Annotated in this window: 25 protein-coding genes; 12 read left to right on the forward strand and 13 right to left on the reverse strand. The window is 37.4% G+C overall.

The features are described 5' to 3' along the window. Window positions 1-201 precede the first annotated feature (201 nt). The 4 genes from trxA to EG849_RS02975 all read right to left on the reverse strand — a co-directional run bounded on the left by trxA (window position 202) and on the right by EG849_RS02975 (window position 6,479). On the reverse strand, window positions 202-522 hold the full coding sequence (trxA, locus tag EG849_RS02960; RefSeq protein WP_125011591.1) for a thioredoxin: 321 nt from the start codon (window positions 520-522) through the stop codon (window positions 202-204). Between the two features lie 116 nt (window positions 523-638). Then, window positions 639-5,165: a DNA polymerase III subunit alpha gene (gene dnaE / locus EG849_RS02965; RefSeq protein ID WP_125011592.1), complete on the reverse strand. Its 4,527-nt coding sequence runs from the start codon at window positions 5,163-5,165 to the stop codon at window positions 639-641. A 175-nt stretch (window positions 5,166-5,340) separates the two neighbouring features. After that, window positions 5,341-5,748 carry an RNA recognition motif domain-containing protein gene (locus EG849_RS02970; protein WP_125011593.1) on the reverse strand — a complete coding sequence of 136 codons (408 nt, stop codon included), beginning with the start codon at window positions 5,746-5,748 and terminating at the stop codon, window positions 5,341-5,343. A gap of 278 nt (window positions 5,749-6,026) precedes the next feature. Then, a complete protein-coding gene (locus tag EG849_RS02975; RefSeq protein ID WP_125011594.1) occupies window positions 6,027-6,479 on the reverse strand; it encodes a DUF6252 family protein in 453 nt (150 codons plus the stop codon). 229 nt (window positions 6,480-6,708) lie between these two features. On the opposite strand from EG849_RS02975, the gene EG849_RS02980 reads away from it, so the two are divergent. From EG849_RS02980 to EG849_RS03005, 6 genes are all read left to right on the forward strand, one after another. Beyond that, window positions 6,709-7,272, forward strand: a complete 564-nt coding sequence (locus EG849_RS02980) for a 30S ribosomal protein S16 (protein WP_125011595.1) — start codon at window positions 6,709-6,711, stop codon at window positions 7,270-7,272. Window positions 7,273-7,285: 13 nt separating this feature from the next. Continuing rightward, entirely contained in the window at window positions 7,286-7,810 is a 525-nt protein-coding gene (rimM, locus tag EG849_RS02985) for a ribosome maturation factor RimM (RefSeq protein WP_125011596.1), read from the forward strand. Between the two features lie 113 nt (window positions 7,811-7,923). Then, entirely contained in the window at window positions 7,924-8,631 is a 708-nt protein-coding gene (locus EG849_RS02990; RefSeq protein ID WP_125011597.1) for a tRNA1(Val) (adenine(37)-N6)-methyltransferase, read from the forward strand. 95 nt (window positions 8,632-8,726) lie between these two features. Further along, window positions 8,727-9,521 (forward strand): alpha/beta hydrolase, encoded by a 795-nt coding sequence (locus EG849_RS02995; RefSeq protein WP_125011598.1) that lies wholly within the window; start codon window positions 8,727-8,729, stop codon window positions 9,519-9,521. A 107-nt stretch (window positions 9,522-9,628) separates the two neighbouring features. Continuing rightward, window positions 9,629-10,807, forward strand: coding sequence for an acyl-CoA dehydrogenase family protein (locus EG849_RS03000; protein ID WP_125011599.1), 1,179 nt, complete (start codon window positions 9,629-9,631; stop codon window positions 10,805-10,807). Window positions 10,808-10,881: 74 nt separating this feature from the next. Next, window positions 10,882-11,664, forward strand: coding sequence for a DUF3050 domain-containing protein (locus EG849_RS03005; RefSeq protein WP_125011600.1), 783 nt, complete (start codon window positions 10,882-10,884; stop codon window positions 11,662-11,664). A gap of 43 nt (window positions 11,665-11,707) precedes the next feature. On the opposite strand, the gene EG849_RS03010 is transcribed toward EG849_RS03005, so the two are convergent. The 7 genes from EG849_RS03010 to trmB form a co-directional block, all read right to left on the reverse strand. Beyond that, window positions 11,708-12,040 (reverse strand): 2Fe-2S iron-sulfur cluster-binding family protein, encoded by a 333-nt coding sequence (locus EG849_RS03010; protein WP_125011601.1) that lies wholly within the window; start codon window positions 12,038-12,040, stop codon window positions 11,708-11,710. Between the two features lie 3 nt (window positions 12,041-12,043). After that, a complete protein-coding gene (locus EG849_RS03015; protein WP_125011602.1) occupies window positions 12,044-13,096 on the reverse strand; it encodes an NAD(P)/FAD-dependent oxidoreductase in 1,053 nt (350 codons plus the stop codon). A gap of 271 nt (window positions 13,097-13,367) precedes the next feature. Then, a complete protein-coding gene (locus tag EG849_RS03020; protein WP_125011603.1) occupies window positions 13,368-13,607 on the reverse strand; it encodes a NifU family protein in 240 nt (79 codons plus the stop codon). Between the two features lie 68 nt (window positions 13,608-13,675). Next, window positions 13,676-14,806 carry an Mrp/NBP35 family ATP-binding protein gene (locus EG849_RS03025; protein ID WP_125011604.1) on the reverse strand — a complete coding sequence of 377 codons (1,131 nt, stop codon included), beginning with the start codon at window positions 14,804-14,806 and terminating at the stop codon, window positions 13,676-13,678. Between the two features lie 133 nt (window positions 14,807-14,939). After that, window positions 14,940-15,281: an MGMT family protein gene (locus EG849_RS03030; RefSeq protein WP_125011605.1), complete on the reverse strand. Its 342-nt coding sequence runs from the start codon at window positions 15,279-15,281 to the stop codon at window positions 14,940-14,942. Between the two features lie 51 nt (window positions 15,282-15,332). Continuing rightward, window positions 15,333-15,959 carry a LysE family transporter gene (locus tag EG849_RS03035; RefSeq protein WP_125011606.1) on the reverse strand — a complete coding sequence of 209 codons (627 nt, stop codon included), beginning with the start codon at window positions 15,957-15,959 and terminating at the stop codon, window positions 15,333-15,335. Window positions 15,960-15,961: 2 nt separating this feature from the next. Then, a complete protein-coding gene (trmB, locus tag EG849_RS03040; RefSeq protein ID WP_125011607.1) occupies window positions 15,962-16,636 on the reverse strand; it encodes a tRNA (guanosine(46)-N7)-methyltransferase TrmB in 675 nt (224 codons plus the stop codon). Window positions 16,637-16,940: 304 nt separating this feature from the next. Between trmB and EG849_RS03045 the strand changes: the two genes are divergently transcribed. Beyond that, window positions 16,941-17,996 carry a glycosyltransferase gene (locus tag EG849_RS03045; RefSeq protein WP_125011665.1) on the forward strand — a complete coding sequence of 352 codons (1,056 nt, stop codon included), beginning with the start codon at window positions 16,941-16,943 and terminating at the stop codon, window positions 17,994-17,996. On the opposite strand, the gene EG849_RS03050 is transcribed toward EG849_RS03045, so the two are convergent. Together EG849_RS03050 and EG849_RS03055 are read right to left on the reverse strand one after the other, a co-directional pair. Next, window positions 17,970-19,013 (reverse strand): sensor histidine kinase, encoded by a 1,044-nt coding sequence (locus tag EG849_RS03050; RefSeq protein WP_125011608.1) that lies wholly within the window; start codon window positions 19,011-19,013, stop codon window positions 17,970-17,972. The genes EG849_RS03045 and EG849_RS03050 overlap by 27 nt on opposite strands. Then, window positions 19,013-19,696, reverse strand: a complete 684-nt coding sequence (locus EG849_RS03055) for a response regulator transcription factor (RefSeq protein WP_125011609.1) — start codon at window positions 19,694-19,696, stop codon at window positions 19,013-19,015. The genes EG849_RS03050 and EG849_RS03055 overlap by 1 nt, the downstream gene beginning before the upstream one ends. Before the next feature lie 186 nt (window positions 19,697-19,882). Here EG849_RS03055 and EG849_RS03060 point away from each other — a divergent pair, with 186 nt between their 5' ends. The 5 genes from EG849_RS03060 to EG849_RS03080 all read left to right on the forward strand — a co-directional run bounded on the left by EG849_RS03060 (window position 19,883) and on the right by EG849_RS03080 (window position 26,446). After that, window positions 19,883-22,627 (forward strand): TonB-dependent receptor, encoded by a 2,745-nt coding sequence (locus EG849_RS03060; protein ID WP_125011610.1) that lies wholly within the window; start codon window positions 19,883-19,885, stop codon window positions 22,625-22,627. Between the two features lie 125 nt (window positions 22,628-22,752). Next, window positions 22,753-23,940: a hypothetical protein gene (locus tag EG849_RS03065; RefSeq protein WP_125011611.1), complete on the forward strand. Its 1,188-nt coding sequence runs from the start codon at window positions 22,753-22,755 to the stop codon at window positions 23,938-23,940. 104 nt (window positions 23,941-24,044) lie between these two features. Further along, window positions 24,045-24,386: a T9SS type A sorting domain-containing protein gene (locus EG849_RS03070; RefSeq protein ID WP_125011612.1), complete on the forward strand. Its 342-nt coding sequence runs from the start codon at window positions 24,045-24,047 to the stop codon at window positions 24,384-24,386. 114 nt (window positions 24,387-24,500) lie between these two features. Further along, window positions 24,501-25,346, forward strand: a complete 846-nt coding sequence (locus EG849_RS03075; RefSeq protein WP_233581741.1) for a T9SS type A sorting domain-containing protein — start codon at window positions 24,501-24,503, stop codon at window positions 25,344-25,346. A 77-nt stretch (window positions 25,347-25,423) separates the two neighbouring features. Continuing rightward, window positions 25,424-26,446: a LuxE/PaaK family acyltransferase gene (locus EG849_RS03080; RefSeq protein ID WP_125011613.1), complete on the forward strand. Its 1,023-nt coding sequence runs from the start codon at window positions 25,424-25,426 to the stop codon at window positions 26,444-26,446. The last annotated feature ends 63 nt before the right edge of the window (window positions 26,447-26,509 follow it).

Raw genomic sequence — 26,509 nt, forward strand, 5'->3', positions numbered from 1 at the left:
CCATCGTTTCCTAAAATTCAGATAGTTGCCCCAATAGCCCTGATACGGCAATTGTTTGAGCTCTTAAACCGGCGGCCAAACCGGTTTAAAGCGAGTTGCCGCAGCAGGAAAACGGATCACTGCAAATACCTGGCCTTTCGCTTCAAAACATAAAAAAAGGCTCAACTTTCGCTGAACCTTCTTAAAAACTTTTGCTTTCGATTATTTCAATAATGCGTCGATTGCGTCAGTATAATTTTGTTTTGGAGCTACTCCAACTTGTCTTCCTACAACTTCTCCGTTTTGGAAAACCAACACCGTTGGAATGTTTCTAACGCCATATTTTGCAGCAAATTCTTGGTTTGCATCAACATCAACTTTTCCTACAACGGCTTTCCCGTCGTATTCTTCGCTGATTTGGTCAATGATTGGACCTACCATTCTGCAAGGTCCGCACCACGCTGCCCAAAAATCTACTAATACTGGTTTATCTGACTTTAATACTACTTCTTCAAAAGTAGCATCTGTGATTGCTTGTGCCATATTTTTATTCTTTTAGTTTACTTTTTAAGCTACAAAATTAGTGATTTAATCTGTAATTTTTTGTTAATTGAAAATCAGTTTTGGTTATAGTTGAATTTACAAAAAATATTTCTCAATTAGTTCAGTTTGAAATTTAAATTTAAACTTTCTAATTCGCGGAGCAGTTCGCTTGAAATATTTACCTTCAATTTTCGGCTTGGCATGGAAAGATAGGTAATGACTTTTGTCTCTTCCACAACCGTTGGAACGGCTAAATTCATTTCAACCTCGGGATTTTCATCACCGATTTCTGCATCAGGAATCACTTCATCAGCGATAACCTCAACCACTTCTGCCGGAATTTCGCGGGTTGTCTTTTCAATTTCCATTACTTCAAAAGTCACGTTGTTATCCCCCGCATTCGAATGAAAAATATGGCTCAGTTTGGTAATCATCTCTGACTGAAATTCTCTGATATTTAAAGTAATGATCAATTTTTTAGCAAAACTTCCCAAAACGTCCTGCAATTGTTTTGCTTCTAAAAACTGCATCCTGGCCTCTGATTTTTTCCCGGTATCGCGGTTTACCCAACCTTCTTTGACATTGATCTTAAAGTAGATGAACTGGTTGTTCACCAAGAAATGCCTGAATTTCAAATATTCTTCATTAAACATTCTGAATTCATAACTTTCATCATAACCTTCTAACGTAAACATCGCCCAATCTTTTCCGTTTTTTGCGGTTCTATATTGCACATTGGTAATAATTCCGGCAACGGTAAGGTTTTTCCCCACGTGTTGTTCCAAATTTTTCAAGTGTTCTAATTTGGCATTGCAAAAATATTTCATCTCAAATTTAAAATCGTCAAGCGGATGTCCGGAAATATAAATCCCCACGACCTCTTTTTCTTTAGCCAATTTTTCCATCGTGCTCCAATCGTCACAAGGCGGTACCACAGGTTCTGGAATCTGAACGTCACTGGCTTCTCCAAACAAGCTTACTTGCGATGAATTTTCGTTTTCTTGAAATTTAGAACCATATCGAATTGCTTTTTCATAAAAAGTAATTCCGTCACCTTCATCATGGAAATATTGTGCGCGATGCGCTTGAAAACAATCGAAACCTCCCGCCAAAGCCAAATTTTCAAAAGCTTTTTTATTGGCGGCACGAAGGTCAATTCTTTTAGCCAAATCAAAAATAGACTTATAGTTGCCGTCTTTTCTGCATTCCACAATCGTTTGGACCGCTCCAGAACCAACGCCCTTGACAGCGCCCATTCCAAAACGAACGGCATAATTTTCGTTTACCGTAAATTTATAAAACGACTCGTTCACGTCAGGACCCAAAACCTGCAGTCCCATGCGCTTGCATTCTTCCATAAAAAAGGAAACCTGCTTGATGTCATTCATATTATTTGACAAAACCGCCGCCATATATTCAGCAGGAAAATGTGCTTTCAGATAAGCGGTTTGGTACGCAATCCACGCATAGCACGTAGAGTGCGACTTGTTAAAGGCATAACTCGCGAAGGCTTCCCAGTCTTTCCAGATTTTTTCTAAAACAACCGAATCATGTCCTTTTGCCGAAGCTTGTTCCACGAATTTTGGCTTCATTTTATCCAAAACGTCTTTCTGTTTTTTACCCATCGCTTTACGCAAAACGTCGGCTTCCCCTTTTGTAAAGTCAGCCAAAGATTGCGACAAAAGCATCACCTGCTCTTGGTAAACCGTAATTCCGTAGGTTTCTCCCAAGTATTCTTCGCAGGCATCTAAATCGTATTTGATTTCTTCTTCGCCGTTTTTTCTTCGAACGAAAGAAGGAATATATTCCAAAGGTCCCGGGCGATACAAGGCATTCATCGCAATCAAATCTCCAAAAACCGTCGGCTTCAGATCCTTCATATATTTTTGCATTCCCGGAGATTCATATTGGAAAATTCCAACCGTTTCCCCTCTTTGGAAAAGCTCATACGTTTCAGGATCATCAATCGGAAAAGTGTCTGGATCTAATTCAATTCCCGTTCTGTATTTTACAAGTTTAACCGTATCTTTAATCAAGGTAAGGGTTTTCAAACCCAAGAAGTCCATTTTCAGCAATCCGGCACTTTCAGCCACCGAGTTGTCAAACTGCGTCACAAACAAATCAGAATCTTTCGCGGTTGTTACCGGAACGAAATTCGTAATATCAGACGGCGTGATGATGACACCGCACGCGTGAATTCCGGTATTCCGCATTGAACCTTCCAAAATTTTTGCCTGCTGGATGGTCTCTCCTGCCAAATCGCCACCGTTTGCGATCGCAATTAATTCTTTAATTCCATCAAATTCATCCGAACGAAGCGCTTTTTTGACGTCTTCTTCTTTTTCAGAAATAAATCGCGCCAGATTCCATTTGGATGGCATCATTCCCGGAATCAATTTCGCAATTCTATCGGCTTCAAACAACGGCAAATCCAACACACGAGCCGTATCACGAATCGCTGACTTGGTCGCCATTTTGCCATACGTGATAATTTGGGCCACCTGATTTTTACCATATTTGTTGATTACATAATCCATTACGCGTCCACGTCCTTCATCATCAAAATCGATATCAATATCGGGCATCGACACACGATCTGGATTTAAGAAACGCTCAAAAAGCAAGTCGTATTTAATGGGGTCAATATTTGTAATTCCCAAACAATAAGCAACCGCAGAACCCGCCGCAGAACCACGGCCCGGCCCAACCGAAACGTCCATCTTTCTAGCTTCGGCGATGAAATCCTGACAAATCAAAAAGTAGCCAGGATATCCAGAATTCGAAATCGTTAGTAACTCAAAATCCAATCGCTCCTGAATCGATTCTGTAATATCACCATATCGTCTTTTTGCGCCCGTCATAGTTAGGTGGCGCAAATAGTTGTTTTCTCCACGGACACCGCCGTCAGCTTCATCTTCAGCCACGACAAATTCTTCAGGAATATCAAATTTTGGAAGCAGTACATCGCGATAAAGCGAGTAGATTTCAACCTTGTCAACGATTTCCTGAATATTGATAATTGCATCGGGCAAATCAGAAAACAATTTTTTCATATCGTCTTGCGACTTGAAATAATATTCCTGATTTGGCAATCCATAACGATACCCGCGGCCACGGCCGATTGGCGTTGCCTGTTTTTCGCCATCTTTTACACACAGCAAAATATCATGCGCATTGGCATCTTCCTTATTAAGGTAGAACGTATTGTTTGTGGCAATCAGCTTGACGTTGTGTTTTTTTGCAAATTCAACCAGTGTTTTATTGACACGATTTTCATCTTCTTGATTGTGGCGCATAATTTCGAGATAAAAATCATCTTGAAATTGTTCTTTCCACCAAATTAAAGCTTCTTCGGCTTGGTTTTCACCCACATTAAGAATTTTACTCGGAATTTCTCCGTATAAATTTCCGGATAAAACCATAATGTCTTCCTTATATTGTTCCACAATGGAACGGCTGATTCTTGGAACATAATAAAATCCATCCGTGAAAGCGATGGAAGACATTTTGGCTAAATTGTGATAGCCTTTTTTATTTTTTGCCAAAAGCACAACCTGGTTTCCGTTGTCTTTTTTGGTTTTATCTAAGTGATTGTCGCAGATATTGAAAGTACACCCTACGATTGGTTTTATTTCAGTCTCCGTAGGCTCTTCGCCACTTTCAACTAACGCTTTGTTTTTACCAGAAGCCGCTTTATTATGATTCATCACGGCGCTCACAAAGTGAAAGGCACCCATCATATTTGCCGTATCGGTCATCGCCACGGCTGTCATCTTATTTTTAGCTGTCGCCGCAACAAGATTCCCGATTCCGATGGTAGATTGCAATACCGAAAACTGCGTGTGGTTGTGCAAATGTGAAAAAATAGCTTCCTTAAAATCTCTTTTATCTGATTCAGAAACGGTTGTTTTTCTATCAAAAGACTCTAAGGCTTTTAATTGCTCGCGAATTTTATCAGAAGCCGCTTTTAAATTGATATGTTTTAAACCAATTAATTTAAACTCTTGCGGATTTCTATTTTTGAAATCTTCAAAATAACTAGCAGGGACATCAAGTTCTTCTTTAGTAAAAATTTCTCTTCTGACTAATTCTAAAAAACAGCGCGTGGTTGCCTCCACATCGGCAGTTGCATTGTGCGCTTCAGAAAAGGGTTTATTAAAAAGATAACTGTGCAATTCAGTTAAGGTAGGAAGCTTGAATTTTCCTCCTCGCCCTCCGGGAAGCTGCAATAACGAAGCGGTAACTTCGGTACAAGTATCTAAAACAGGCATCGAACTCATTTGGGAATGAACTCCCAATCTATGAAATTCAGCACCCATAATATTGACGTCAAAACCTAAGTTTTGACCCACAATAAATTTTGTCTTGCTTAGCGCAATGTTGAATTTCTCCAAAACTTCTGCCAAAGAAACTCCGTCTTGCATTGCTAATTCTGTCGAAATTCCGTGGATTCTTTCGGCATCATACGGAATATTAAAACCTTCTGGCTTGACCAAATAATCTTGATTTTCAATCAAATTTCCCATTTCATCGTGCAGTTGCCACGCAATCTGAATGCATCGGGGCCAGTTATCTGTATCGCTAATTGGAGCGTCCCAACGCTTTGGCAATCCGGTGGTTTCTGTATCGAATATTAAGTACATGGCTAGAAATTAGGGTTTTATATTTTTGAGAAATCAAAAAGCATGATTGACAAAATTAAGTTATTTTTTTGGAAAAAATAGGAGGTTCCGTTATCAACCGGGAAAATAATTTCGTTGCCATAAAGGCATAAAAAAACCACGCTAAAAGCGTGGTCTTTCTTACTATATTTTGGGTTTAGTATCCTCCTCTGTTTCCACCACCACGGTTGTCTCCACCACGGCTGTTACCACCATATCCACCACCGCTGTTGCGATCGTTTCCGTATCCACCACGGCTTCCACCACGTGAATCTCCACCACCACGGTTTCCACCGCCATTAAAGCTTCTTCTTTCTCCTTCTGGTTTTGGCTCTGATTTGTTAACTACAATAGCACGTCCTTGAACAGTTGCTCCGTTTAACTCGTCAATAGCTTTTTGACCTTCTTCATCATTTGGCATCTCTACGAAACCGAAACCTTTACTTCTTCCAGTAAATTTATCTGTAATAATTTTTACAGAATCAACTGCTCCATAAGCCTCAAAAGACTCTCTTAAATCTGCTTCCTCAATACTGAATGGAAGGCTTCCAACGAAAATATTCATATGTACACTATTATAATTATACAAATGTAACTTAAAATAAATTGTAATCTACTATCAGTTAGGATATTTATATTTAAATTTTTGTTAAATCGACAAAGCGCCGTTACTTATAAAAGTTAAATATAGCCCTGATTGCCTCGACCATCCTTTTATTCTGGGATGCAAAAGAAAAGATACTGAAGCGAGGCCTCAATTTCATTAAACAAAACCTCATGTATTGCTCAAAAAAAATCCCCATTACTGTAAAGCAATCGGGATTTGAATTTATATTTTCTTTTTTACTGTGCCGCCTGAATCGGTACGTGATAAAAAACACCATTGATGTAATTTAAAACAGCGCCTCCTGCTCCTGGCGCATTGAATTCAAATGTTCCTGTCACCGTTCCAACGGGACTGATCTCCACAACGATTTCACCATCGCCAAGTCCAGCTCCGGTTGCGTATTCAGAATTGATTCCGTCAGCAGAAAAGGTATAGCTTGCCGCGTTTGAATTATCTTCTCCTAAAGTGTAAACTCCTGGCTCTACCGAAGACGTCTTCAATGTAAGGATTTCAAATGGTGTTACCGCCGTGATTGTCAATGTGTTTCCGACAACTACAGCCGATGAAGAAGTCGCTCTCCAAAAAGCGCCGTCTTTTGTTCCTTGAACAGAGGGATTATTAAAAGTAGCATCGTCTTCACAAGATGAAAAGGCTAGCACAAGCACCAAAAGCGATAAAATCTTTTTCATATAAATAGTATGGATATAGGTCTTCAAAATTTTGTAACGACAAAAATAGTTTTTTAAAGAATATATGCTAATGAATTTTTAAAAAATAACAACTTTTAATGGAAACATTATAATTTTAAAATCCAAAAAAAGATAAAAGTTGCAGTCAAAATAGTTTGTATTGCAAAGTTTTGTATATTTGCACCCTTAATTAACAGAGGTCGAGAACCTCTAAATTTAATCTTAGATTATGTCTGTAAAAATTAGATTACAAAGACACGGTAAAAAAGGAAAACCTTTTTACTGGGTTGTAGCTGCTGATGCACGCTCAAAAAGAGATGGTAAATTCCTTGAAAAAATCGGAACTTACAATCCAAACACAAACCCTGCAACTATCGACTTAAACATTGATAGCGCTGTACAATGGCTTCACAATGGTGCACAGCCAACGGATACAGCTAGAGCAATTCTATCTTACAAAGGAGCTTTATTGAAACACCACCTTGATGGAGGAGTTCGCAAAGGTGCTTTGACTCAAGAGCAAGCTGACGAAAAACTAACCAAATGGTTAGATGAGAAAGCTGGAAAAGTTGACGCTAAAAAAGATGGCCTTTCTACTACTAAAGCAGATGCAAAAGCGAAAGCTATTGAAGCTGAGAAAAAAGTAAACGAAAGCCGTATTGCTGCTGCGAAACAAGCGGAAGCTGATGCTGCGAAAGCTGCCGAGCCTGCTGTTGAAGAAGAAGTTGCTGAAGTTGAATCAACTGAAGAAACTCCTGCTGCAGAAGAAAACAACGAAGAAACTCAAGCTTAATTTTGATGCGATAATGCGTAAGGAAGAATGTTTCTATTTAGGTAAGATCGCTAAAAAATTTAGTTTCAAGGGAGAAGTCCTTGTCTATCTTGACACTGACGAACCCGAGTTATACGAAAACTTGGAATCAGTGTTTGTCGAATGCGGCAAACACCTGGTTCCTTTTTTTATTGAAAACAGCTCTATCCACAAAAACGACTTCCTGCGAGTTCGTTTTGAAGATATGAACACGGAAGAAGATGCCGATGCCGTTATGGGCAATGCCGTTTACCTTCCTTTAAATATGTTGCCAAAACTTGAAGGCAACAAATTTTATTTCCACGAAGTGATTGGTTTTGAAATTGAAGACAAACGTTTGGGTGTTTTCGGAAAAATTCAATCCATTAATGACTCGACTGCCCAACCTCTTTTTGAAATTTTAAATGGCGAAGTGGAAATTTTAGTTCCGATGATTGATCATTTTCTTGTAAAGATTGACCGCGAGAACAAAAAAGTAATAATGGATTTACCAGAAGGCTTGATTGAAATGTATCTTTAGACAACTCAGATTATTGAATTTCTAGACCTCTTAGACTTACATAAAATCTTTTCTCTTCCTTTTATTCTATTCTCTCATTATTTTCTCAATACTAATATCTCAATACTATTTCAATGTTTCAATTCAAGCAATTTTCAGTAGAACAAGACCGTTGTGCAATGAAAATTGGTACTGATGGCGTTTTGCTTGGCGCTTGGACACCGATTCCTGATAATATTTTTAGTGTTTTAGATGTTGGAGCCGGAACCGGAATTATTGCTTTGATGTTGGCCCAAAGAAGCACTGCCGAACAGATTGATGCGCTTGAAATTGATGAAGAAGCATATGAACAAGCCGTAGAAAATTTCGAAAATTCACCTTGGAGCGACCGATTGTTTTGTTTTCACGCAGGTTTGGATGAATTTGTAGAAGAACCAGAGGACGAATACGATCTGATTATTTCAAATCCTCCTTTTTATACCGAAGATTACAAAACAGAGAACGAACAAAGAGATTTGGCCCGTTTTGCAGACGCAATGCCTTTTGAAGATTTGGTAGAAGCTGCCGATTTATTGCTTTCTGAAAACGGGATATTTTCCGCAATCATTCCTTATAAAGAAGAAGAGAAATTTATTGCCTTGGCGAAAGATTTTGATTTGTTTCCAATTAAAATCACACGCGTAAAAGGAACTCCGACTACCGAAATCAAACGCAGTCTTTTGGCTTTCAGCCGCCATATTTCTGAAAATTTCCCTGTGGATGAATTGGTAATTGAAACTTCACGGCATATTTATACGGAAGAATATATTGCTTTGACAAAGGATTTTTATTTGAAAATGTAATTCATCCTCGTTTTTCTACAACTCAGTAGTTTTTTATTTTACACCCAATCCGTTAGTCATTCTTTTGCAATAGAAATCAACCAAAAACTTCTATTATGAAAAATGTATTTACGTGTTTATTGCTAATTTTTTCGTTTACTTCTTCTTTTGCACAATTTGACGATCAATTTTATTTTCCTTCCAAAGAATTAAAGCCGATGCTTTTTTCAGATTATGAAAAAGCTCCAGTAATTGTTGGTAATGATACGTTACAAAATATTTTCATAAAGCCAAAAGATAAAGCGAAAGCCACAATTATCTTTTTTCAAGGAAACGGAGGCAATTATACGGATTATCAATTCATCACAAAGCCGTTGGTTGACGCCGGATATCAAGTTTTCATGACTTCGTTTAGAGGTTATGGCGAATCATCTGGAAAACCCACACACCTTACTATTGCAAGTGATTCTGAAAAAATATTTGAATACATTTCAAATCGTTCCGATGTAAAAAACACGAAAATCATCATTTATGGCGCTTCCATCGGATGCCAGATTGCGACTAATTTTACCAAAAAATTCCAATCAAGAATCAGTGGATTAGTTTTAGACAGCGGTTTCGCTTCTTTTACAGATATCGCTTTAAGCACCCGTCCAGCAGAACAGCATGCGATTATTAAAATGTATTTGACTTCGCCTTATTCATCAAAAGATGATATCAAATCTATTGAAAATGTAAAATTACTGGTAATCCAAAGCAAGTCAGACAGCGTGGCGCCATTTGAACAAGGAAAATTGGTTTTTGACAATGCCAAAGCACCCAAAACATTTTTAGAATATGAAGGTGGCCACATTTTGGCAATGAAAACAGATTCAGAAAAAATAATCAAGGCAATCGGAAATTTGCTGTAAGCTTTCAATCGTCACGCAATTTCAATTTTCTATATAAAAATTGGGCTTTTAATTATTGATTTGTTAGAAATCTTTATCTATTTTTGCGAAGATTTAAAAACATAACAATGAGACCAGACCTTTTTCAAGCTCCAGATTATTACCTTTTAGACGAATTATTGTCAGACGAACATAAAATGGTACGTGACGCGGCCCGCGAATGGGTAAAGCGTGAGGTATCGCCAATTATTGAAGAGTATGCCCAAAAAGCAGAATTTCCGAAACAAATCATCGATGGCTTGGCAGAAATTGGTGCTTTTGGACCTTATATTCCAGAAGAATATGGCGGTGCTGGATTAGACCAAATTTCATACGGCTTGATCATGCAAGAAATTGAAAGAGGAGATTCTGGCGTTCGTTCAACGGCTTCTGTTCAATCTTCTTTGGTAATGTACCCAATTTGGAAATACGGAAACGAAGAACAAAGAATGAAATATTTGCCAAAATTAGCTTCTGGTGAATTCATTGGTTGTTTTGGTTTGACGGAACCCGATCACGGTTCAAATCCAAGTGGAATGACTACCAATTTTAAAGATAAAGGCGACCATTATTTATTGAATGGTGCTAAAATGTGGATTTCTAATGCACCTTTCGCAGATATTGCTGTGGTTTGGGCAAAAGACGAATCGGGAAGAATCCACGGATTGGTTGTAGAAAGAGGAATGGAAGGTTTTACCACTCCAGAAACACACAACAAATGGTCACTTCGCGCATCGGCAACGGGTGAATTGATTTTTGATAACGTAAAAGTGCCTAAAGAAAATTTATTGCCAAATAAATCAGGATTAGGAGCGCCGCTTGGCTGTTTGGATTCTGCTCGTTATGGAATCGCTTGGGGTGCCATTGGCGCTGCAATGGATTGTTATGACACGGCTTTGCGTTATGCAAAAGAGAGAATTCAGTTTGACAAACCAATCGCTGGAACACAATTGCAACAAAAGAAATTAGCCGAAATGATTACCGAAATCACAAAAGCACAATTGCTTACTTGGAGATTAGGTGTTTTGAGAAACGAAGGAAAAGCTACTTCTGCTCAAATTTCGATGGCAAAAAGAAACAATGTGGATATGGCAATCAACATCGCCAGAGAAGCAAGACAAATTCTGGGCGGTATGGGAATCACGGGCGAATACTCGATTATGCGCCACATGATGAACTTAGAATCTGTAATTACGTATGAAGGAACCCACGATATTCACTTACTGATTACAGGATTGGATATCACCGGAATAGCTGCGTTTAAGTAATAAACAAATCTTAAAATACCAAAAAAGCTTCTCTATCAAGGGAAGCTTTTTTACATTTGCACAAACCCCTATTTATGAATATTCAAACAGTTAACGCCAGCATACAGCCCCAAAAAGATATTTTATTAAATCATCCGCTCTATAAAAAAGTTCAAAATTTAGATGATCTGCACCGTTTTTTAGAAAGTCACGTATATGCCGTTTGGGATTTTATGTCGCTGTTGAAAGCACTTCAATTCAAGCTAACTTCGACTACCACGCCTTGGCTTCCCGTCGGAAACCCTGAAATCCGTTATTTGATAAATGAAATTGTTTTAGCCGAAGAAACCGATTTGAATCTTGACGGAGGACGACAAAGCCATTTTGAAATGTACATCGACGCCATGAAAAATTGCGGGGCGAATACTTTTTCAATTGAAGAGTTTCTTAGAAATGTTATCAGTACCCAAAATATTTTTGTTTCGATCAAACAAAGCGACCTGCATTCCAATATCAAGGAATTTTTAGATTTTACCTTTAGAGTCATTGACGAAGGAAAACCGCACGAAATCGCTGCCGCTTTTACCTTCGGAAGAGAAGATCTGATTCCGTTGATGTTTACTGAAATTTTACTGGCTTTTCAAAAAAACTTTCCTGATGTTGACTTGTCAAAATTGATTTATTATTTTGAAAGACACATTGAACTGGATGCCGACGAACACGGACCGATGGCCATGAAAATGATTGAAGAGCTGTGCGGTGATGATGAAAATCGCTGGGACGAAGTAAAAAACATTTCGATCCAAGCGTTAGAAAAACGAATCGGCCTTTGGAACGCTATTGAAGAATTGATAGAAATGAAACCTGAATTGGCATAATTAAAAAAGCCTAGTATTTCAACAATACTAGGCTTTTTTAATTTTAATATTCTGGAGCTAATTGCAACTCCAGACCTTCTAATTCTTCGGTAATATGAATTTGGCAACCCAAACGGCTGTTGTCTTTCACAAAGAAAGCTTCAGATAACATGGCTTCTTCGTCGTCGCCCATTTCTGGCAGGGCAACTTCATTTAAAACATAACATTGGCAAGAAGCGCACATCGCCATACCGCCACAAACACCAATTGTTCCTTCGGGAGCAAGTTCATACGCACGAACCAACTCCATAATGTTCATATTCATATCTGTTGGCGCCTGAACTTCATGAGAAACACCTTCCCTGTCGATAATTTTTATAGTAACGTCTTGAGCCATAAATTAATCAATTGATTTTACAACTGCTTTTTCTGCTTCTTTTCTAGTTCCGTCGAAGCCGTCAACACCGGAAACCGTCGTGTATTTCAAGACATATTTTTTGCCTGGATTCAATCTGTTATAAACACTTTGGCACATTAAGGTCGCTTCGTGAAAACCACAAAGAATCAATTTTAATTTTCCAGGATAGGTGTTTACGTCACCGATGGCATAAATCCCTTCGATGTTAGTTTGGTAATCTAGAGCATTATTAACTTTGATGGCATTTTTTTCAATTTCTAATCCCCAATTGGCAATAGCTCCTAATTTTGGAGACAATCCGAAAAGCGGAATGAAATAATCGGTTTTGATGTTTCTGTGCGCTCCATTTTCTTCAATATCGATTGAATCTAAATGTTCCGCACCGTTCAAGCCAACCACTTCTGCAGGAGTAATCAGGTTGATTTTTCCAGCGTGTTTTAATTCTTGTACTTTTTCAACAGAGTCTAAAGCGCCACGGAATTCATTTCTTCTGTGGATCAATGTAACTTCTGAAGCAACATTGGAAAGGAAAATACTCCAGTCTAAAGCAGAATCGCCACCGCCCGCAATCACGATTTTTTTATTACGGAACAATTCTGGATTTTTTACAAAATATTCCACGCCTTTTTCTTCGTAGAACTCTATGTCTTCAATCAACGGTTTTCTTGGTTCAAAACTTCCCAAGCCTCCAGCAATGGCAACCGCTTTGCAAGCGTGTTTTGTGCCTTTGTCAGTGGTCACGATAAAACTTCCGTCTTCTAATTTTTCAATTGTTTCGGCTTTTTCGTTTAACGTAAATCCGGGTTGGAACTGTTTGATTTGGTCCATCAAATTATCGACTAGATCTCCTGCCAAAACCGATGGATATCCTGGAATATCAAAGATGGGTTTCTTAGGATACAATTCTGACAATTGGCCTCCGGGTTGAGGCAAAGCGTCGATAATGTGGCATTTTAATTTTAAAAGTCCTGCTTCAAAAACAGTGAAAAGCCCTGTGGGACCTGCACCGATAATTAATATATCTGTTTCAATCATTTTTTTTAAGATTCAAAGGTTCTGAGTTTCTAAGGCACAAAGTTCTGAGAAACCGTCAAGCTTTTTTATGACAAATGTCATTTACTCAGAAAAATTTCTGTTTTAAACTGAAGTTTGCGTGAGTGATTGGAGCGGAAATCCTTTTATTTTTTTTTAGAACCTGAATTTATTTCAGGTTGAAAAAAATAAAAGATTGGGAGCGAAAAGCACGACCGATTAAAAATGCCGACAGGCTTTTTTAATCGGTCACGCCCAAAAACTCCATAGCCAATTAAGCTATGTTTATGACCGTTTCGATTTGCGGTACGTATTTTTTTATGGTAGTTTCCACCCCGGCTTTCAACGTCATCTGGTTGACACTGCACGAAATACAAGCGCCTTCAAGACGCACTTTCACGTGTTTGTCATCCTCGATATCGATTAGCGAAATATTGCCTCCGTCAGACTCAAGAAAAGGACGAATTTCATCCAATGCTTTTTCTACGTTTAATTTAATTTCTTCTGATGTCATTTTTCTAAATTTTTTAGCTCTTCAGTCGCCTTAGACTTTTAGATTTAGCCTAAGAATTCTAAGAAGTCTTATTTTTTAACTGCTGAACATCCGGCCATTGTTGTGATTTTCACAGCTTCTGAAGGCGGAAGGTTCTCGTTTCTGCTTACGGTTTCTTGAACTACGTTTCTTGCGATTTCTTCGAAAACTTTTTCTAACGGAGATCCTGTCTGCAACGCTGCCGGACGGCCGTAATCACCTGCTTCGCGAATCGACTGAACGATTGGTATTTCTCCCAAGAACGGAACTTCTAAATCTTCTGCAAGATTTTTGGCGCCTTCTTTTCCGAAGATGTAATATTTATTTTCTGGTAATTCTTCTGGCGTAAAATAAGCCATATTTTCGATGATTCCTAAAACAGGAACCTTGATGCTGTCTGACTGGAACATCGCCACCCCTTTTTTAGCGTCAGCAAGAGCAACTGCTTGTGGCGTGCTCACGATAACGGCTCCGGTAATTGGCAATGATTGAACGATTGACAAGTGGATGTCTCCGGTTCCTGGTGGCAAATCGATTAACATAAAGTCTAATTCACCCCAATCTGCGTCAAAAATCATTTGGTTTAATGCTTTTGAAGCCATTGGCCCTCTCCAGATTACGGCTTGGCTTGGCGCCGTAAAAAATCCTATGGAAAGGATTTTCACTTCGTAACTTTCGATTGGTTTCATTTTTGATTTTCCGTCGACCACAACAGAAATTGGTTTTTCTGTTTCAACGTCAAACATAATAGGCATGGACGGACCATAAATATCAGCATCTAAAATCCCGACGCTGAAGCCCATTCTTGCTAAAGTTACCGCAAGATTTGCAGTAGTTGTAGATTTGCCAACTCCTCCTTTTCCAGAAGCAACGGCAATAATATTTTTAATTCCAGGAATTGATTTTCCTTTTATTTCTGATGGTTTTTCAGGAGTTTCAATCTTGATATTGACTTTCACTTTCGCATCAGCCGAAATTTTTTCTTGAATTGTTGCGATAATATCCGCTTCAGCACGTTTTTTAATGTGAAGCGCCGGTGTTGCAAGCGTAACCTCAACAATCACTTCATCACCGAAGGTTAAAACGTTTTGGACTGCGCCACTTTCAACCATATTTTTTCCTTCGCCAGCAATGGTAATCGTTTCCAATGCTTTTAAAACTTCTTTTCTATCTATTTTCATTTTTGTATAACTCTCTTTTTCAAGCCTTTAAATTAGACTGATTTTAAATTGCAAAGATAGGATGAAAACTTGGTAATGTAAAGTTAATAGATTGAAAAAGTTTATGGCTTGATAACAGAAACCCAACTTTTTTCTAATATAATTCTGGGTTTAAAAATTCCCCTGGTTCCCAAAAATGCTTTTCAAAATCTATAATCTGATTCTCTTCTACAGGAATCCCTTCACTTTCTAGAAGCTGTTGCATTAAATTGGTCCCGCCAAAATGATGCTTTCCGCTCAAAAGACCTTTTCGATTCACCACTCTGTGTGCCGGAACATCTTCCTTATTAGTTGACGCATTCATTGCCCAACCGACCATTCTGGCCGAACCGCGAGAACCTAAAAAATTGGCAATCGCTCCATACGAAGTGACTTTCCCACATGGAATCTGCCTTGCGACTTCATACCCTCTTTGGAAAAAATTTTCTTCTTTCATCTATTTTGGATACGAATTAAACAAATTATAATGAAAAGGATTCGTGTCGAACTATTCCCGAAGTATCTTAATCAAATTGATAATCGCAACAAGTCCAGTGACCGAGCCTAAAAAGTAATTCATGTTTCGCATCAGCCATTCGGTTTTGTGCTGGATTCTTTGAAAAAAAACAATATAAAGATAGAAAACAGAAAACGAACCAATGATTACGCCCAGAACAAAAAACAAATTGGTCAAGGGCGAAAAGACCATCAGTTCATTATTGGCCAATGAAACGCTGACCAAAACAAAAAACGGAATCGGGAAAAAATTAAGCGCCGAAAGCAACATCCCTAAAAAGAAACGCCCCACTTTGGTTCGCACCGTATTATCTTCTTGTATCACTTTTGGCTTTTTGGCAAAAAAGAAAAAATAAATGGTCAGCAACGCAAAAGCTCCCAACCCGATTTCTTGAATCAGTTTTAAGAGATCACCACTGTTGCTGATCAACTTTGCAAAAGCGACTGAAATATACGCCTGGATAAAAATGACAACTGTGGCGCCTGCCGAAAAAATCAGGGCTCTTGAACGCCCATCTCGAATACTTGTTTTTGCAGCCGTAAGATTAAGCAATCCGGGCAACGAAATTCCGACAACTGAACATAAAAGACCCCACAAAAGCGCCACAAAAATCGACATACTTATTTAATTTTAAACCTAATATACGTAATTGACTTGTTAATTTCCAAATATTGTTTCTCATAAAACGTCTGAATGCTCGTCACTTCTTCCGGACTTCCTTCGTTTTTATATACGTTATGATTCGCATATAAAACCTCGTGGCCTTCACCGTGAAGCAATCCAAGCGTGTACCCGTGCATAAATTCGCTGTCGGTTTTTAAGTTCATCACGCCGTCTGGCTTCAAGATTTTTTTATACAACTGCAAGAATTCAGAATTGGTCATTCTGTGTTTCGTTCTTTTGTATTTGATCTGCGGATCCGGAAAAGTAATCCAAATTTCGTCTACTTCATTTTCTGCAAAAATATGGTTGATCAGCTCAATCTGGGTTCTCACAAACGCCACATTATGCAGGCCATCTTCCACAGCAGTCTTGGCACCACGCCAAAAACGAGCTCCCTTAATATCAATACCCACAAAGTTTTTGTTCGGATATTTTTCTGCCAAACCAACAGAATATTCGCCTTTTCCACAACCCAATTCTAAAATAACTGGATTCTCATTTTTGAAAAATTCACTATTCCATTTTCCTCTTAACGGAAATTCTCCTCCCACCACTTCTTCTCTCGTTGGCTGAAAAACGTTCTCAAATGTCGCGTTTTCCTTAAATCGCTTTAACTTATTTTTACTTCCCACGGCTAAATTTAAAATTTTGGTAAAATTAAGGAAATATGTTACAACTGAAATACATTTATCTTCGAAGATGTTCTTTTATTTAAGAACGAATCGACAGTTTGGCATCAGCAAAGGCAATTCCCGCTGGTTGGCACTATCTTTTTTTCTGAAAATAAAAAAAAAGATAGTCACCACCATCGTGGTTATTTGAAAAACGCCGTCGCTTATTTTCAAGCTTCAGTACTCACATTGCCGAAGTCCGCAGTCAAAAACCAAACTTTTAAACTATTTTTAAACCCACAAAAGCATCCCAAATTTGGAAACCATCAAAAAAAATATTCTTGTCTCGCCTTTAAATTGGGGATTGGGCCATGCCACACGTTGCATTCCCATCATAGAAGCTTTACAAAACAACGGCTATAACCCGATAATTGCTTCTGACGGAGTGGCATTGCAAATGCTTCAAAAAGAATTTCCGCATTTAAAATCGCTGGAACTTCCTTCTTATCAAATTGAATATGCCAAAAACGGCGCTTTCTTTAAATGGAAAATGCTTTTGAATGCGCCAAAAATGCTCGAAGCCATTTATGACGAAAAGAAAATCATCAAAAAATGGGTTAAAGAATTAAAGTTAGACGGCATTATTTCTGACAATCGTCTTGGCGTACGTTCCAAGAAAATTCCGTCAGTCTTTATCACGCACCAACTAAACGTTTTGACCGGAAATACCACTTGGATTTCGAGCAAAATGCACCAGCAGATCATTAAAAAATTCAGCCAGTGCTGGGTTCCTGATGTGGAAACAAAACCAAATCTTACCGGAAAATTAGGTCATCTTGAAAACCCGGATAAAAACATACAATACATTGGCCCGTTGAGCCGATTGCACAAAAGAAATGTGGACAAAAAGTTTGATTTGATGGTGGTTCTTTCTGGTCCAGAACCGCAACGCGGGATGCTTGAGGAAAAATTAAAAAAAGAAATGCCTTTGTACGACGGCAACGTAATTTTCATCAAAGGAAAAATTGAAAATGAGCAAAAAACAGAAGAAATCGGAAACGTAAAATATTATAATTTTATGACTACCGACGAATTAGAAACTGCTTTTAATGAAAGTGAAATGGTGCTTTGCCGTTCGGGTTACACGACGATCATGGATTTGGCACAATTGGGCAAAAAAGCTTTTTTTATTCCAACGCCTGGGCAATATGAGCAAGAATATTTGGCTAAAAAACTACAGAAAGAAGGATTGGTTCCGTTTTCAAAACAAAATGATTTTAAGATTGAAAAACTCAGCCAAATCGATAGCTATAAAGGGTTAAAAAACTTTGGAACCGACATTACGTGGAACAAATTATTTTGTCTTTTCGAGAGTAAATGAAAACTCTGAACCTTTGCCTACCTTGCTTTCCACATACAGCTTTTCATCGTGGGCTTCAATAATATGCTTCACGATCGAAAGGCCCAAACCAGAACCGCCTTCACTTCTGGCGCCACTTTTGTCAATACGGTAAAAACGTTCAAAAAGTCTTGAAATGTGGTGTTTTTCGATGCCACTGCCATTGTCCATCACTCTCACGATGACTTTGTTGTTGACCAAATCTTCCACGCTGATTTCGGTAGTTCCGTCTTCCTTGCCGTATTTTATAGAGTTTACCACCAGATTGGTGACCACCTGCTGTATTTTTTCTTTATCGCCGTAAACATAGATTGGCTTCAGGTATTTGATGTCAAACATCAGCATAATGTTTTTTTCAGAAGCATTCATTTCAAGCAAATCGAAAACATTTTGGATTACTTCTAAAATATCAAATCGAGAGTTGACCAAATTCAATTCGCCCGCTTCTAATTTTGTAATCATATCCAAATCTTGAACAATGATAATCAATCTTTCCACGCCTTTTTCGGCTCTCTGCAAATATTTTTTTCGAATTGTCTTGTCTTTCATCCCGCCATCTAAAAGCGTTGAAAGATAGCCTTGAACGGTAAAAAGCGGGGTTTTTAATTCGTGGGAAACGTTTCCGAGGAATTCTCTTCGGTATTCTTCACGAACTTTTAATGTTTCGATTTCGAGTTTTTTATCGGTAGCAAATTTTTTCACCTGCTTGGTCAGCGTCGCCATATCAGTGGTGATAGGCTGTGACCTGAAGTTAGTAGATTCCAGGAGCGAAACATCGTCGTATATTTTTTTTACTCTCCTGTAAATAAATCTTTCGACGCGGTATTGCAATACGAAGAACGAAAAAACGGCAATAGAAATACCAAAAATAAGGCAAAATTTCCAGGAAAACGTAAAGAAAAGGCTGGTTAAGCCACCTACTAATCCGGTGGCAAAAAAGGTAATATAAAGCGATGATTTTACCGCAAAACGATATGTTTTCTTGAAACTTACAGACATTAAACTTCTAATTTATAACCAACACCTTTTATGGTTTTAAACAATTCTTCTCCTATTTTTTCTCTTAATTTTCTGATATGAACGTCAATAGTCCTGCCACCCACGATCACTTCGTTACCCCAAACTTTATCTAAAATCTCTTCTCTTTTGAAAACTTTTCCTGGTTTTGAAGCCAATAAGTAGAACAATTCAAATTCTTTTCTTGGAAGAATGATCTCTTTTCCGTCTTGGACAATCTTATATTCTTCACGATTTACTTCAATACCGCCCACATTCAAAGTCTCTGAATTTTGCTCTTCTTCTTTCAGCCTTCTTAACAATGCTTTTACTTTGCTCACAAGCAATTTTGGCTTGATGGGTTTGGTAATATAATCGTCCGCTCCTGCATCAAAACCGGCCACCTGAGAATAATCTTCGCTTCTTGCTGTTAGAAAAGTGATGATGACATTGCTCAATTCTGGTATTTTCCTGATGTTTTCGCACGCTTCCATTCCGTCCATTTCAGGCATCATTACGTCCATAATAATCAAGTGTGGCAATTCTTTTTTGGCCATTAAAACAGCTTCTTTACCGTTACTGGCTGTAGAAATCTGATATCCTTCTTGCGTCAAATTATAACCTACAATTTCGAGGATGTCTTGCTCATCGTCAACCAATAAAATCTTAATGTCTTTCTTTTTCATAATAAGGGAAAAGTTATGCGTTTAGCGGTTGTAAATGTAAATATAAAACAAAACGATTATATGTGTTAACGATAATTTAATCTGATAACAATTTAGTAAACTTCAAGCAACTAAATAGTAACAAGTGAGTAACACCACCTTTACAGAACAGATGTTTCTTTGCACAAAATTAAAGAACACAACAACATGAAAATTAAACTTTTATTCATCACCTTATTGCTTAGCACCCTTGGATTTGCCCAAAGCAAAGGTACAATTTCTGGAGTCATCACAGATAAGGACTTGAATAACGAAACACTTCCTTTTGCAACAGTAACTGTCAAAGGAACCACCAACGCCGCCCAAACAGATATTGACGGAAAGTATGCACTTGAAGTAAATCCGGGAACGTATGTTTTGGTTTATGGCTTCCTTGGATATGAATCACAAGAAGAAAGAATCACGATTGCTGCCGGAGAGAAAAGAACAATCAACAAGACCTTGACTTCTGGAAGCGTGACTTTAGAAGATGTGGTGATTGAATCGATCCAAAGCAGACAAAAAGAAACCGCTCTTTTAATGGAACAGCAAAAAGCGGTTGAAATTAAACAAAACATCGGAGCTCAAGAATTGTCAAGAAAAGGAATTGGCGATGTGGCAACAGCTGTCGCAAAAACATCTGGAGTTTCTAAACAAGAAGGAAGCAACAACGTGTATGTTAGAGGACTTGGCGACAGATACAACTCTACATCGATGAACGGATTGCCAATGCCATCAAATGATCCTGAAAAGAAAAATATTGCTTTAGGTCTTTTTTCAACTGACATCGTAGAATATATTTCAATTGATAAATCATACAATGCAAAAATGTACGGCGATTTTGCTGGAGGAAATGTAGACATTGTTTCAAAAGATTACCGCGGAAAAGGGATGCTTGAAATCTCATTAGGTTCAAAAATCAACACGAATGCTGTAAGCAAATCAGATAACTTTTTACTACAACAAGGTCCGAATAAATCAGGATTTGTAAATTATGGAATTCCGAATAATCCATTAGGAGCTTATAATTATGAAAACAGCTTGAATCCAACAAAAGAAGCTCCGTTTGGTGGCAACTTTGGAATTAAAGCTGGAAAAAGTTTTGATATAGGTGAAGAAGGGCGTTTGAACTTTTTTGCTACAGCAAGTTTTGACAACGGGTATTCTTACAGAGAAGGATTGACAAGATCTATAAATGCTCAAGGCGTTTTCAATAAAGATTTTCACCAAGAAAACTTTACGTATACAACGAATTCAACCGCAATGTTTAATACCAATTATCGTATAAACAACAATCACAAAATTGGTTACAACCTTTTATATGTTAACTCTTCTGATCAATCAAGAGACACTTATTTTGGTAGTGACCGTGATTATGACAATGCAAATGCTGACTTGCTTATTCAAAGAGGTACTTTTATGCAAAACTCTGTTTTAATTAATCAACTTTTAGGAAATCACAGAATTACTGATAATATTGACCTTGACTGGGGAGTTTCTTATAACACCGTGAAAGGTGATATGCCAGACAGAACTCAAAATAAAATGTTCTACACAAGAGACACTCAAGATTTTAAACTTGTGGAGAGAACGATCACTGACAACCAAAGGTATTTTCAAAACTTGAAAGAAGACGAAATGGCTGCAAACTTGGCAGTTAGTTACAAATTAGCTAAAAATGAAGCTGGTGATTCAAAAGGAAAAATAACTTTAGGATACAACGGAAGATTTAAAAAACGTGATTTCGAAGCCATTCAATTTAACTCAGATCTTACAAGCCAAGGACAACAAGTGGTTGTTAATCCAAATAATTTAGATGCTTTTTTCAATCAATCAAATTATCAAAACGGAGAGTTCTTTTCACTTCAATCTTTTGCAGGATTAAACCCTCAAACGTATAATGGTGATCAAAAAATTCACGCTGCAATTGGTAGTTTTGAATATAAATTATCAGAAAAATTAAGTGGAGTTATTGGCTTAAGATATGAAAAAATAGAGCAAACAGTTGACTGGAGAACACAACTTGATGCTGGTGGAGGAACTAATACTTTTAACAGAAATGAATTTTTACCAAGTCTTGTGATGAAGTACGAAGTAAATGACAAACAAAATTTACGATTGGCAGCAAGTAAGACCTATACTTTGCCACAATTTAAAGAACGTGCGTATTTCATTTATGAAGATGTAATGGAATCAAAAGTTGGAAATGAGTTTTTATATCCTTCTCAAAATTACAACCTTGACTTAAAATGGGAAATGTTTCCTCAAAATGATGAACTATTCTCTGTAACCGTTTTTGGAAAATATATCAAAGACCCAATCAATGAAATAATCATCGCTTCTTCAACCAATGACATTTCTTGGGTAAACATCGGAGATCAAGGTCACGCTTTTGGAGCTGAATTTGAAGCAAGAAAAAATATTTTTGACTTTGATGGAGAATTAGCAAACAAACTTTCATTTGGTTTAAACGCTTCTGTCATGAAAACTGACCAAGATATTGACAATGAAAAAATTGCCAAAGAAACACAGGGAAGAAAAGCCAGTAACTTAACTGACACATCATCTGGATTCACAGGAGCTTCTGATTTAGTTATGAACGCTGATTTGACCTATTCAAAAGAATGGAAAAATGATTCAGGAATTATGGCAACACTTTCTTACACGCACAATTCAGACAAACTTTATGCTTTAGGTAATGAAGGAAAAGGAAACTTGGTGGATAAAGCCATTGGTTCACTTGATTTTGTTTTAAAAACAAAATTGAACAAAAACTTAGGTATCGATTTTGGAGCAAGAAACATTTTGAATCCAACATTTGAAAGAGTTCAAGAAAATGCTTCAGGCGATGTGAAAGCATTAAGCTATAAAAGAGGAGTAAATATCGGTTTAGGATTGAACTACAATTTTTAATCCATCTTAAAAACATTTACATAACGTTAGGCTAAGAAACAAATAACAAACACATTACATCACCTTAACGTTCAATAAGTCATAAGTTCTCATTTTTGCATAAACATAACTAATCAAAAAAAGTAATGAAAAAATCAGTTTCAAAAATTTTCGGTTTAGCAGCATTATCGCTTGCAACTATTACAACATCTTGCTCTAGCGATGACAACAATGATTCAAACAATAATGGAGGAGGCTCTTCTTTTGTTGTAAACAGAGATAACCTTCAAGGTGAAATCAATGAAGGTGAAGTAATCCTTGAGTCTGGAACTTACAAACTTACAGGAAAACTTGTTGTAAAAAACAATGCAAAACTAACCATCAAACCAGGGGTTAAAATTGAAGCTACTGAATTAGCTCCAAATCAGTTTGAGTCTGTTAGATATATTGCAGTTTCTCAAGGAGGAAAAATTGACGTTCAAGGTACAGCTTCACAACCAGTTATTATGACTGCTGCTGAAAACAAACCAGGTGCCTGGGGTGGATTAGTATTGTGTGGTAAAGCACCAATCAACAAAGGAGCAAGTGCTTCTGCTGAAGTTTCTGACTTAACGTATGGTGGTTCCGATGCAAATGATAATTCTGGTTCAATTAAATATTTAAGAATTGAATATTCAGGATACGCTTACAATTCAGAAAAAGAATTTAACGGACTTTCTTTATTTGGAGTTGGTAAAGGAACTACAGTAGAATATGTACAAGTTTATGAAGGATCTGATGACGGATTCGAATGGTTCGGTGGAACTGTAGATGCTAAATATCTTGTTGTTACCAACAAAGATGTAACTAATGTAGCTGATGATTTGTTTGACTGGACTGAAGGATGGAATGGTCTTGGTGAAAACTGGTATGGAATCAGAACAAACGCAAGTAACAGAGGTATCGAAGCAGATAATAACTCTAACAACCACTTGGCTGCTCCAATATCAAACCCAACTATCAAAAACCTTACATTAATTGGTACTAACGCAAGTTCTGAAAACCAAGCTATCAAATTGAGAGTTGGAACTAAAGGAAACTTTGACAACGTAGTATTAAAAGGTTTTGCAACTGGTTTTGACATTCAACACGATGAAAGCATTGGATATATTGGAACTGACTTGAAAGCAACTAACGTTAAATTTGAAGATATTGCTACAAAATCAGTAGGAAAAAACACAGCAGGAACAGCAGTTGATGTAACTGCAGTTTATACTGAAAGCGCAACTGCAACAGGAGCTGGAAACGGATCTGGAGTTCCAACTTGGACGACTGGATGGACAATAGGTTTATAATCCTCACAAAAATAGATGACAAAATGCCTTTCTTTCTGAAAGGCATTTTTTTTGGTACAATAATTGAAATAATTTTTATACATTTATAATACCAAATCTGAGCAATGACAAAAAATTACTTTTATACTATATTTTTCTTCCTCTTCTTTTTTTCTGCAAGCCTTTCTGCCCAAGAAACAAAGACTTCCGCTAACGGAAAAATGCAGGAAACCACCATTGAAGGATTAAATTTTTACCCAAATCCTGTAAGCAATGGCAAGATTTTTATTTCTTCAAAATCAGCATTGTCAAAAGAAATTGCGATTTATGACGTTTTAGGAAAAAAAGTTTTACAGGCAACTTTAGCGTCAAAAGAATTAAATGTTTTTTCACTTTCACCAGGGGTTTACATTATAAAAATTAAGGAAGGCGAAGCAACGGCCACTAGAAAGCTAATTGTCAAATAGTTGCGAAACTGACAAAATTTCAGATTTAACCTAAAATTTACACAATAATTTTTGCTTGACATAAATTGTTTCTATCTTTGCACTATATTTTTATAACAAAAAACAAATTAGAATATGAAAAAACTTTACACTTTATTATCTGTTTTTGTATTAGCAATCACTGCAAGTGCTCAAACAACAATCTCACAATGGAATTTTGACGGAGCTACACCTGCCGCAGCGATGTTACCTTCTACTGGAAGCGGAACATTTACAACAATTGGTGGAGTTGAAGATAATCTTACAAGTGGTGCAATGCCTGCTGGTAACCCTTCTACTGGAAAAGCTTACAGTATCAAAACCTTTCCTGAAGCTGGAGCTGCTTCTGGAACTGCAGGTTTTCAATTTAATGTAAGTACAGCTGGATATTCAAATATCTCAATTACTTTTGACCCAAGAAGCTCTAACACAGGTTCTAAATGGCAACAGTTTGAATATTCAATAAATGGGACTGCTTGGGTAGTTTTAAGTAACAATAATGGAGCTTTAGCTAATGATTTTGCTAACCCAGTAAGCTTAACACTTCCTGCTACTGCAAATAATAATGCAAATTTTAAATTTAGAATTGTTTCAATTTTCGCTCCTTCAACTTCTGATTATGCTCCAGTTGGAACATCTTATGGAACTGGTGGCGCTTGGAGAATTGATAACTTTACTGTAACTGGCTCAACACTTTCTGTTAAAGAAAACGCTATCGCAGGTTTAAGCATCTATCCAAACCCAGTAACAAACGGAAAATTCTCTATTACAACTGATGCTAATGCTGAGAAATCAGTAGTTATCTTTGACGTATTAGGAAAACAAGTAGTAAAAACTATTGCTACTGAAACTGTAAACGTTTCAAACCTTAACGCTGGTGTTTACATCGTAAAAATCACTGAAGAAGGTAAAACAGCAACAAGAAAATTAGTTATCAAATAATTAGTTTCAAAATATTTTCAAAAGCTCCAATTCGTTGGAGCTTTTTTATTTTATACCTTTACCAAAAATTAGTTCCCTTGATTTCACCAGCCGACATTTTCAGCATTTCAAATAAAAAGCAATTTGAAAAAATTGCCTTAAAAGTTTTTAGATTTCAATATGACAACAATGTCGTATATCGTGAATTCTGCCAGTATTTGAAAGTAGAGAAACACGACGTGAAATCAGTGCAAAAAATTCCGTTTCTGCCCATTCAATTTTTTAAAAGCCACGACGTTTTATCTTCCGAAGAAAAAATCCAAGAAACATTTACCAGCTCTGGAACCACCGGAATGACCACTTCACGGCATTTGGTTACCGACATTACTTTATACGAAGAAAGTTATCGAAAAGCATTTTCACAATTCTACGGAAACATTGAAAATTATGCTGTTCTCGCTTTGCTTCCATCTTATTTAGACCGCGAAGGTTCTTCCCTGATTTATATGGTAGACGATTTAATTCAACTTTCAAATCATCCCGAAAGCGGTTTTTACCTTAACAATTATGACGAACTTTTAAACAAGCTAATCGAATTAGAAAAAACCGGGCAAGATGTAATTTTAATTGGAGTGACGTATGCGCTGTTAGATTTAATCGAAAAAATTGAAGAACGCAAACAAGATGCTTCACTTCCGCAATTCCCCCTTTGGGGGTTAGGAGGCAATTCGATCATCATGGAAACTGGCGGTATGAAAGGCCGACGAAAAGAAATGATCCGTGAAGAATTGCACGATTTGCTTTGCAAAGGTTTTGGCGTCGACGCCATCCATTCAGAATACGGTATGACAGAATTGCTTTCCCAAGCTTATTCTCTTGGCCATGGCGTTTTTGAATGTCCAAATTGGATGCAGATCTTAATCCGTGACACCGAAGACGCTTTGTCATACGTTGAAACCGGAAAAACCGGTGGCATCAACGTCATTGATTTAGCCAATATCAATTCTTGCTCCTTCATCGCCACGCAAGATTTAGGCAAAAAAAAGCCCAACAATTCTTTCGAAGTATTGGGCCGTTTTGATAATTCTGATATCAGAGGTTGTAATTTGATGGTTTTGTAATTAAGTTTAAAAGGTTAATTGTTTATGAGTTTAAAAGGAAAGATTTACTCGCAATACCTTTTA

This window comes from Flavobacterium macacae (genome assembly GCF_003865365.1).
GTDB classification, from domain to species: domain Bacteria; phylum Bacteroidota; class Bacteroidia; order Flavobacteriales; family Flavobacteriaceae; genus Flavobacterium; species Flavobacterium macacae.

Coding starts and splice junctions, on each gene's coding strand:
- dnaE (WP_125011592.1), bottom strand. CDS start 5,165: ATGTACTTAATATTCGATACAGAAACCACCGGATTGCCAAAGCGTTGG.
- EG849_RS02995 (WP_125011598.1), top strand. CDS start 8,727: ATGAAAAATGTATTTACGTGTTTATTGCTAATTTTTTCGTTTACTTCT.
- EG849_RS02975 (WP_125011594.1), bottom strand. CDS start 6,479: ATGAAAAAGATTTTATCGCTTTTGGTGCTTGTGCTAGCCTTTTCATCT.
- EG849_RS03020 (WP_125011603.1), bottom strand. CDS start 13,607: ATGACATCAGAAGAAATTAAATTAAACGTAGAAAAAGCATTGGATGAA.
- rimM (WP_125011596.1), top strand. CDS start 7,286: ATGCGTAAGGAAGAATGTTTCTATTTAGGTAAGATCGCTAAAAAATTT.
- EG849_RS03070 (WP_125011612.1), top strand. CDS start 24,045: ATGACAAAAAATTACTTTTATACTATATTTTTCTTCCTCTTCTTTTTT.
- EG849_RS03035 (WP_125011606.1), bottom strand. CDS start 15,959: ATGTCGATTTTTGTGGCGCTTTTGTGGGGTCTTTTATGTTCAGTTGTC.
- EG849_RS03060 (WP_125011610.1), top strand. CDS start 19,883: ATGAAAATTAAACTTTTATTCATCACCTTATTGCTTAGCACCCTTGGA.
- EG849_RS02980 (WP_125011595.1), top strand. CDS start 6,709: ATGTCTGTAAAAATTAGATTACAAAGACACGGTAAAAAAGGAAAACCT.
- EG849_RS02990 (WP_125011597.1), top strand. CDS start 7,924: ATGTTTCAATTCAAGCAATTTTCAGTAGAACAAGACCGTTGTGCAATG.
- trxA (WP_125011591.1), bottom strand. CDS start 522: ATGGCACAAGCAATCACAGATGCTACTTTTGAAGAAGTAGTATTAAAG.
- EG849_RS03050 (WP_125011608.1), bottom strand. CDS start 19,013: ATGTCTGTAAGTTTCAAGAAAACATATCGTTTTGCGGTAAAATCATCG.
- EG849_RS03030 (WP_125011605.1), bottom strand. CDS start 15,281: ATGAAAGAAGAAAATTTTTTCCAAAGAGGGTATGAAGTCGCAAGGCAG.
- EG849_RS03000 (WP_125011599.1), top strand. CDS start 9,629: ATGAGACCAGACCTTTTTCAAGCTCCAGATTATTACCTTTTAGACGAA.
- EG849_RS03065 (WP_125011611.1), top strand. CDS start 22,753: ATGAAAAAATCAGTTTCAAAAATTTTCGGTTTAGCAGCATTATCGCTT.
- EG849_RS03015 (WP_125011602.1), bottom strand. CDS start 13,096: ATGATTGAAACAGATATATTAATTATCGGTGCAGGTCCCACAGGGCTT.
- EG849_RS03055 (WP_125011609.1), bottom strand. CDS start 19,696: ATGAAAAAGAAAGACATTAAGATTTTATTGGTTGACGATGAGCAAGAC.
- EG849_RS02970 (WP_125011593.1), bottom strand. CDS start 5,748: ATGAATATTTTCGTTGGAAGCCTTCCATTCAGTATTGAGGAAGCAGAT.
- EG849_RS03075 (WP_233581741.1), top strand. CDS start 24,501: ATGAAAAAACTTTACACTTTATTATCTGTTTTTGTATTAGCAATCACT.
- EG849_RS03025 (WP_125011604.1), bottom strand. CDS start 14,806: ATGAAAATAGATAGAAAAGAAGTTTTAAAAGCATTGGAAACGATTACC.
- EG849_RS03010 (WP_125011601.1), bottom strand. CDS start 12,040: ATGGCTCAAGACGTTACTATAAAAATTATCGACAGGGAAGGTGTTTCT.
- EG849_RS03005 (WP_125011600.1), top strand. CDS start 10,882: ATGAATATTCAAACAGTTAACGCCAGCATACAGCCCCAAAAAGATATT.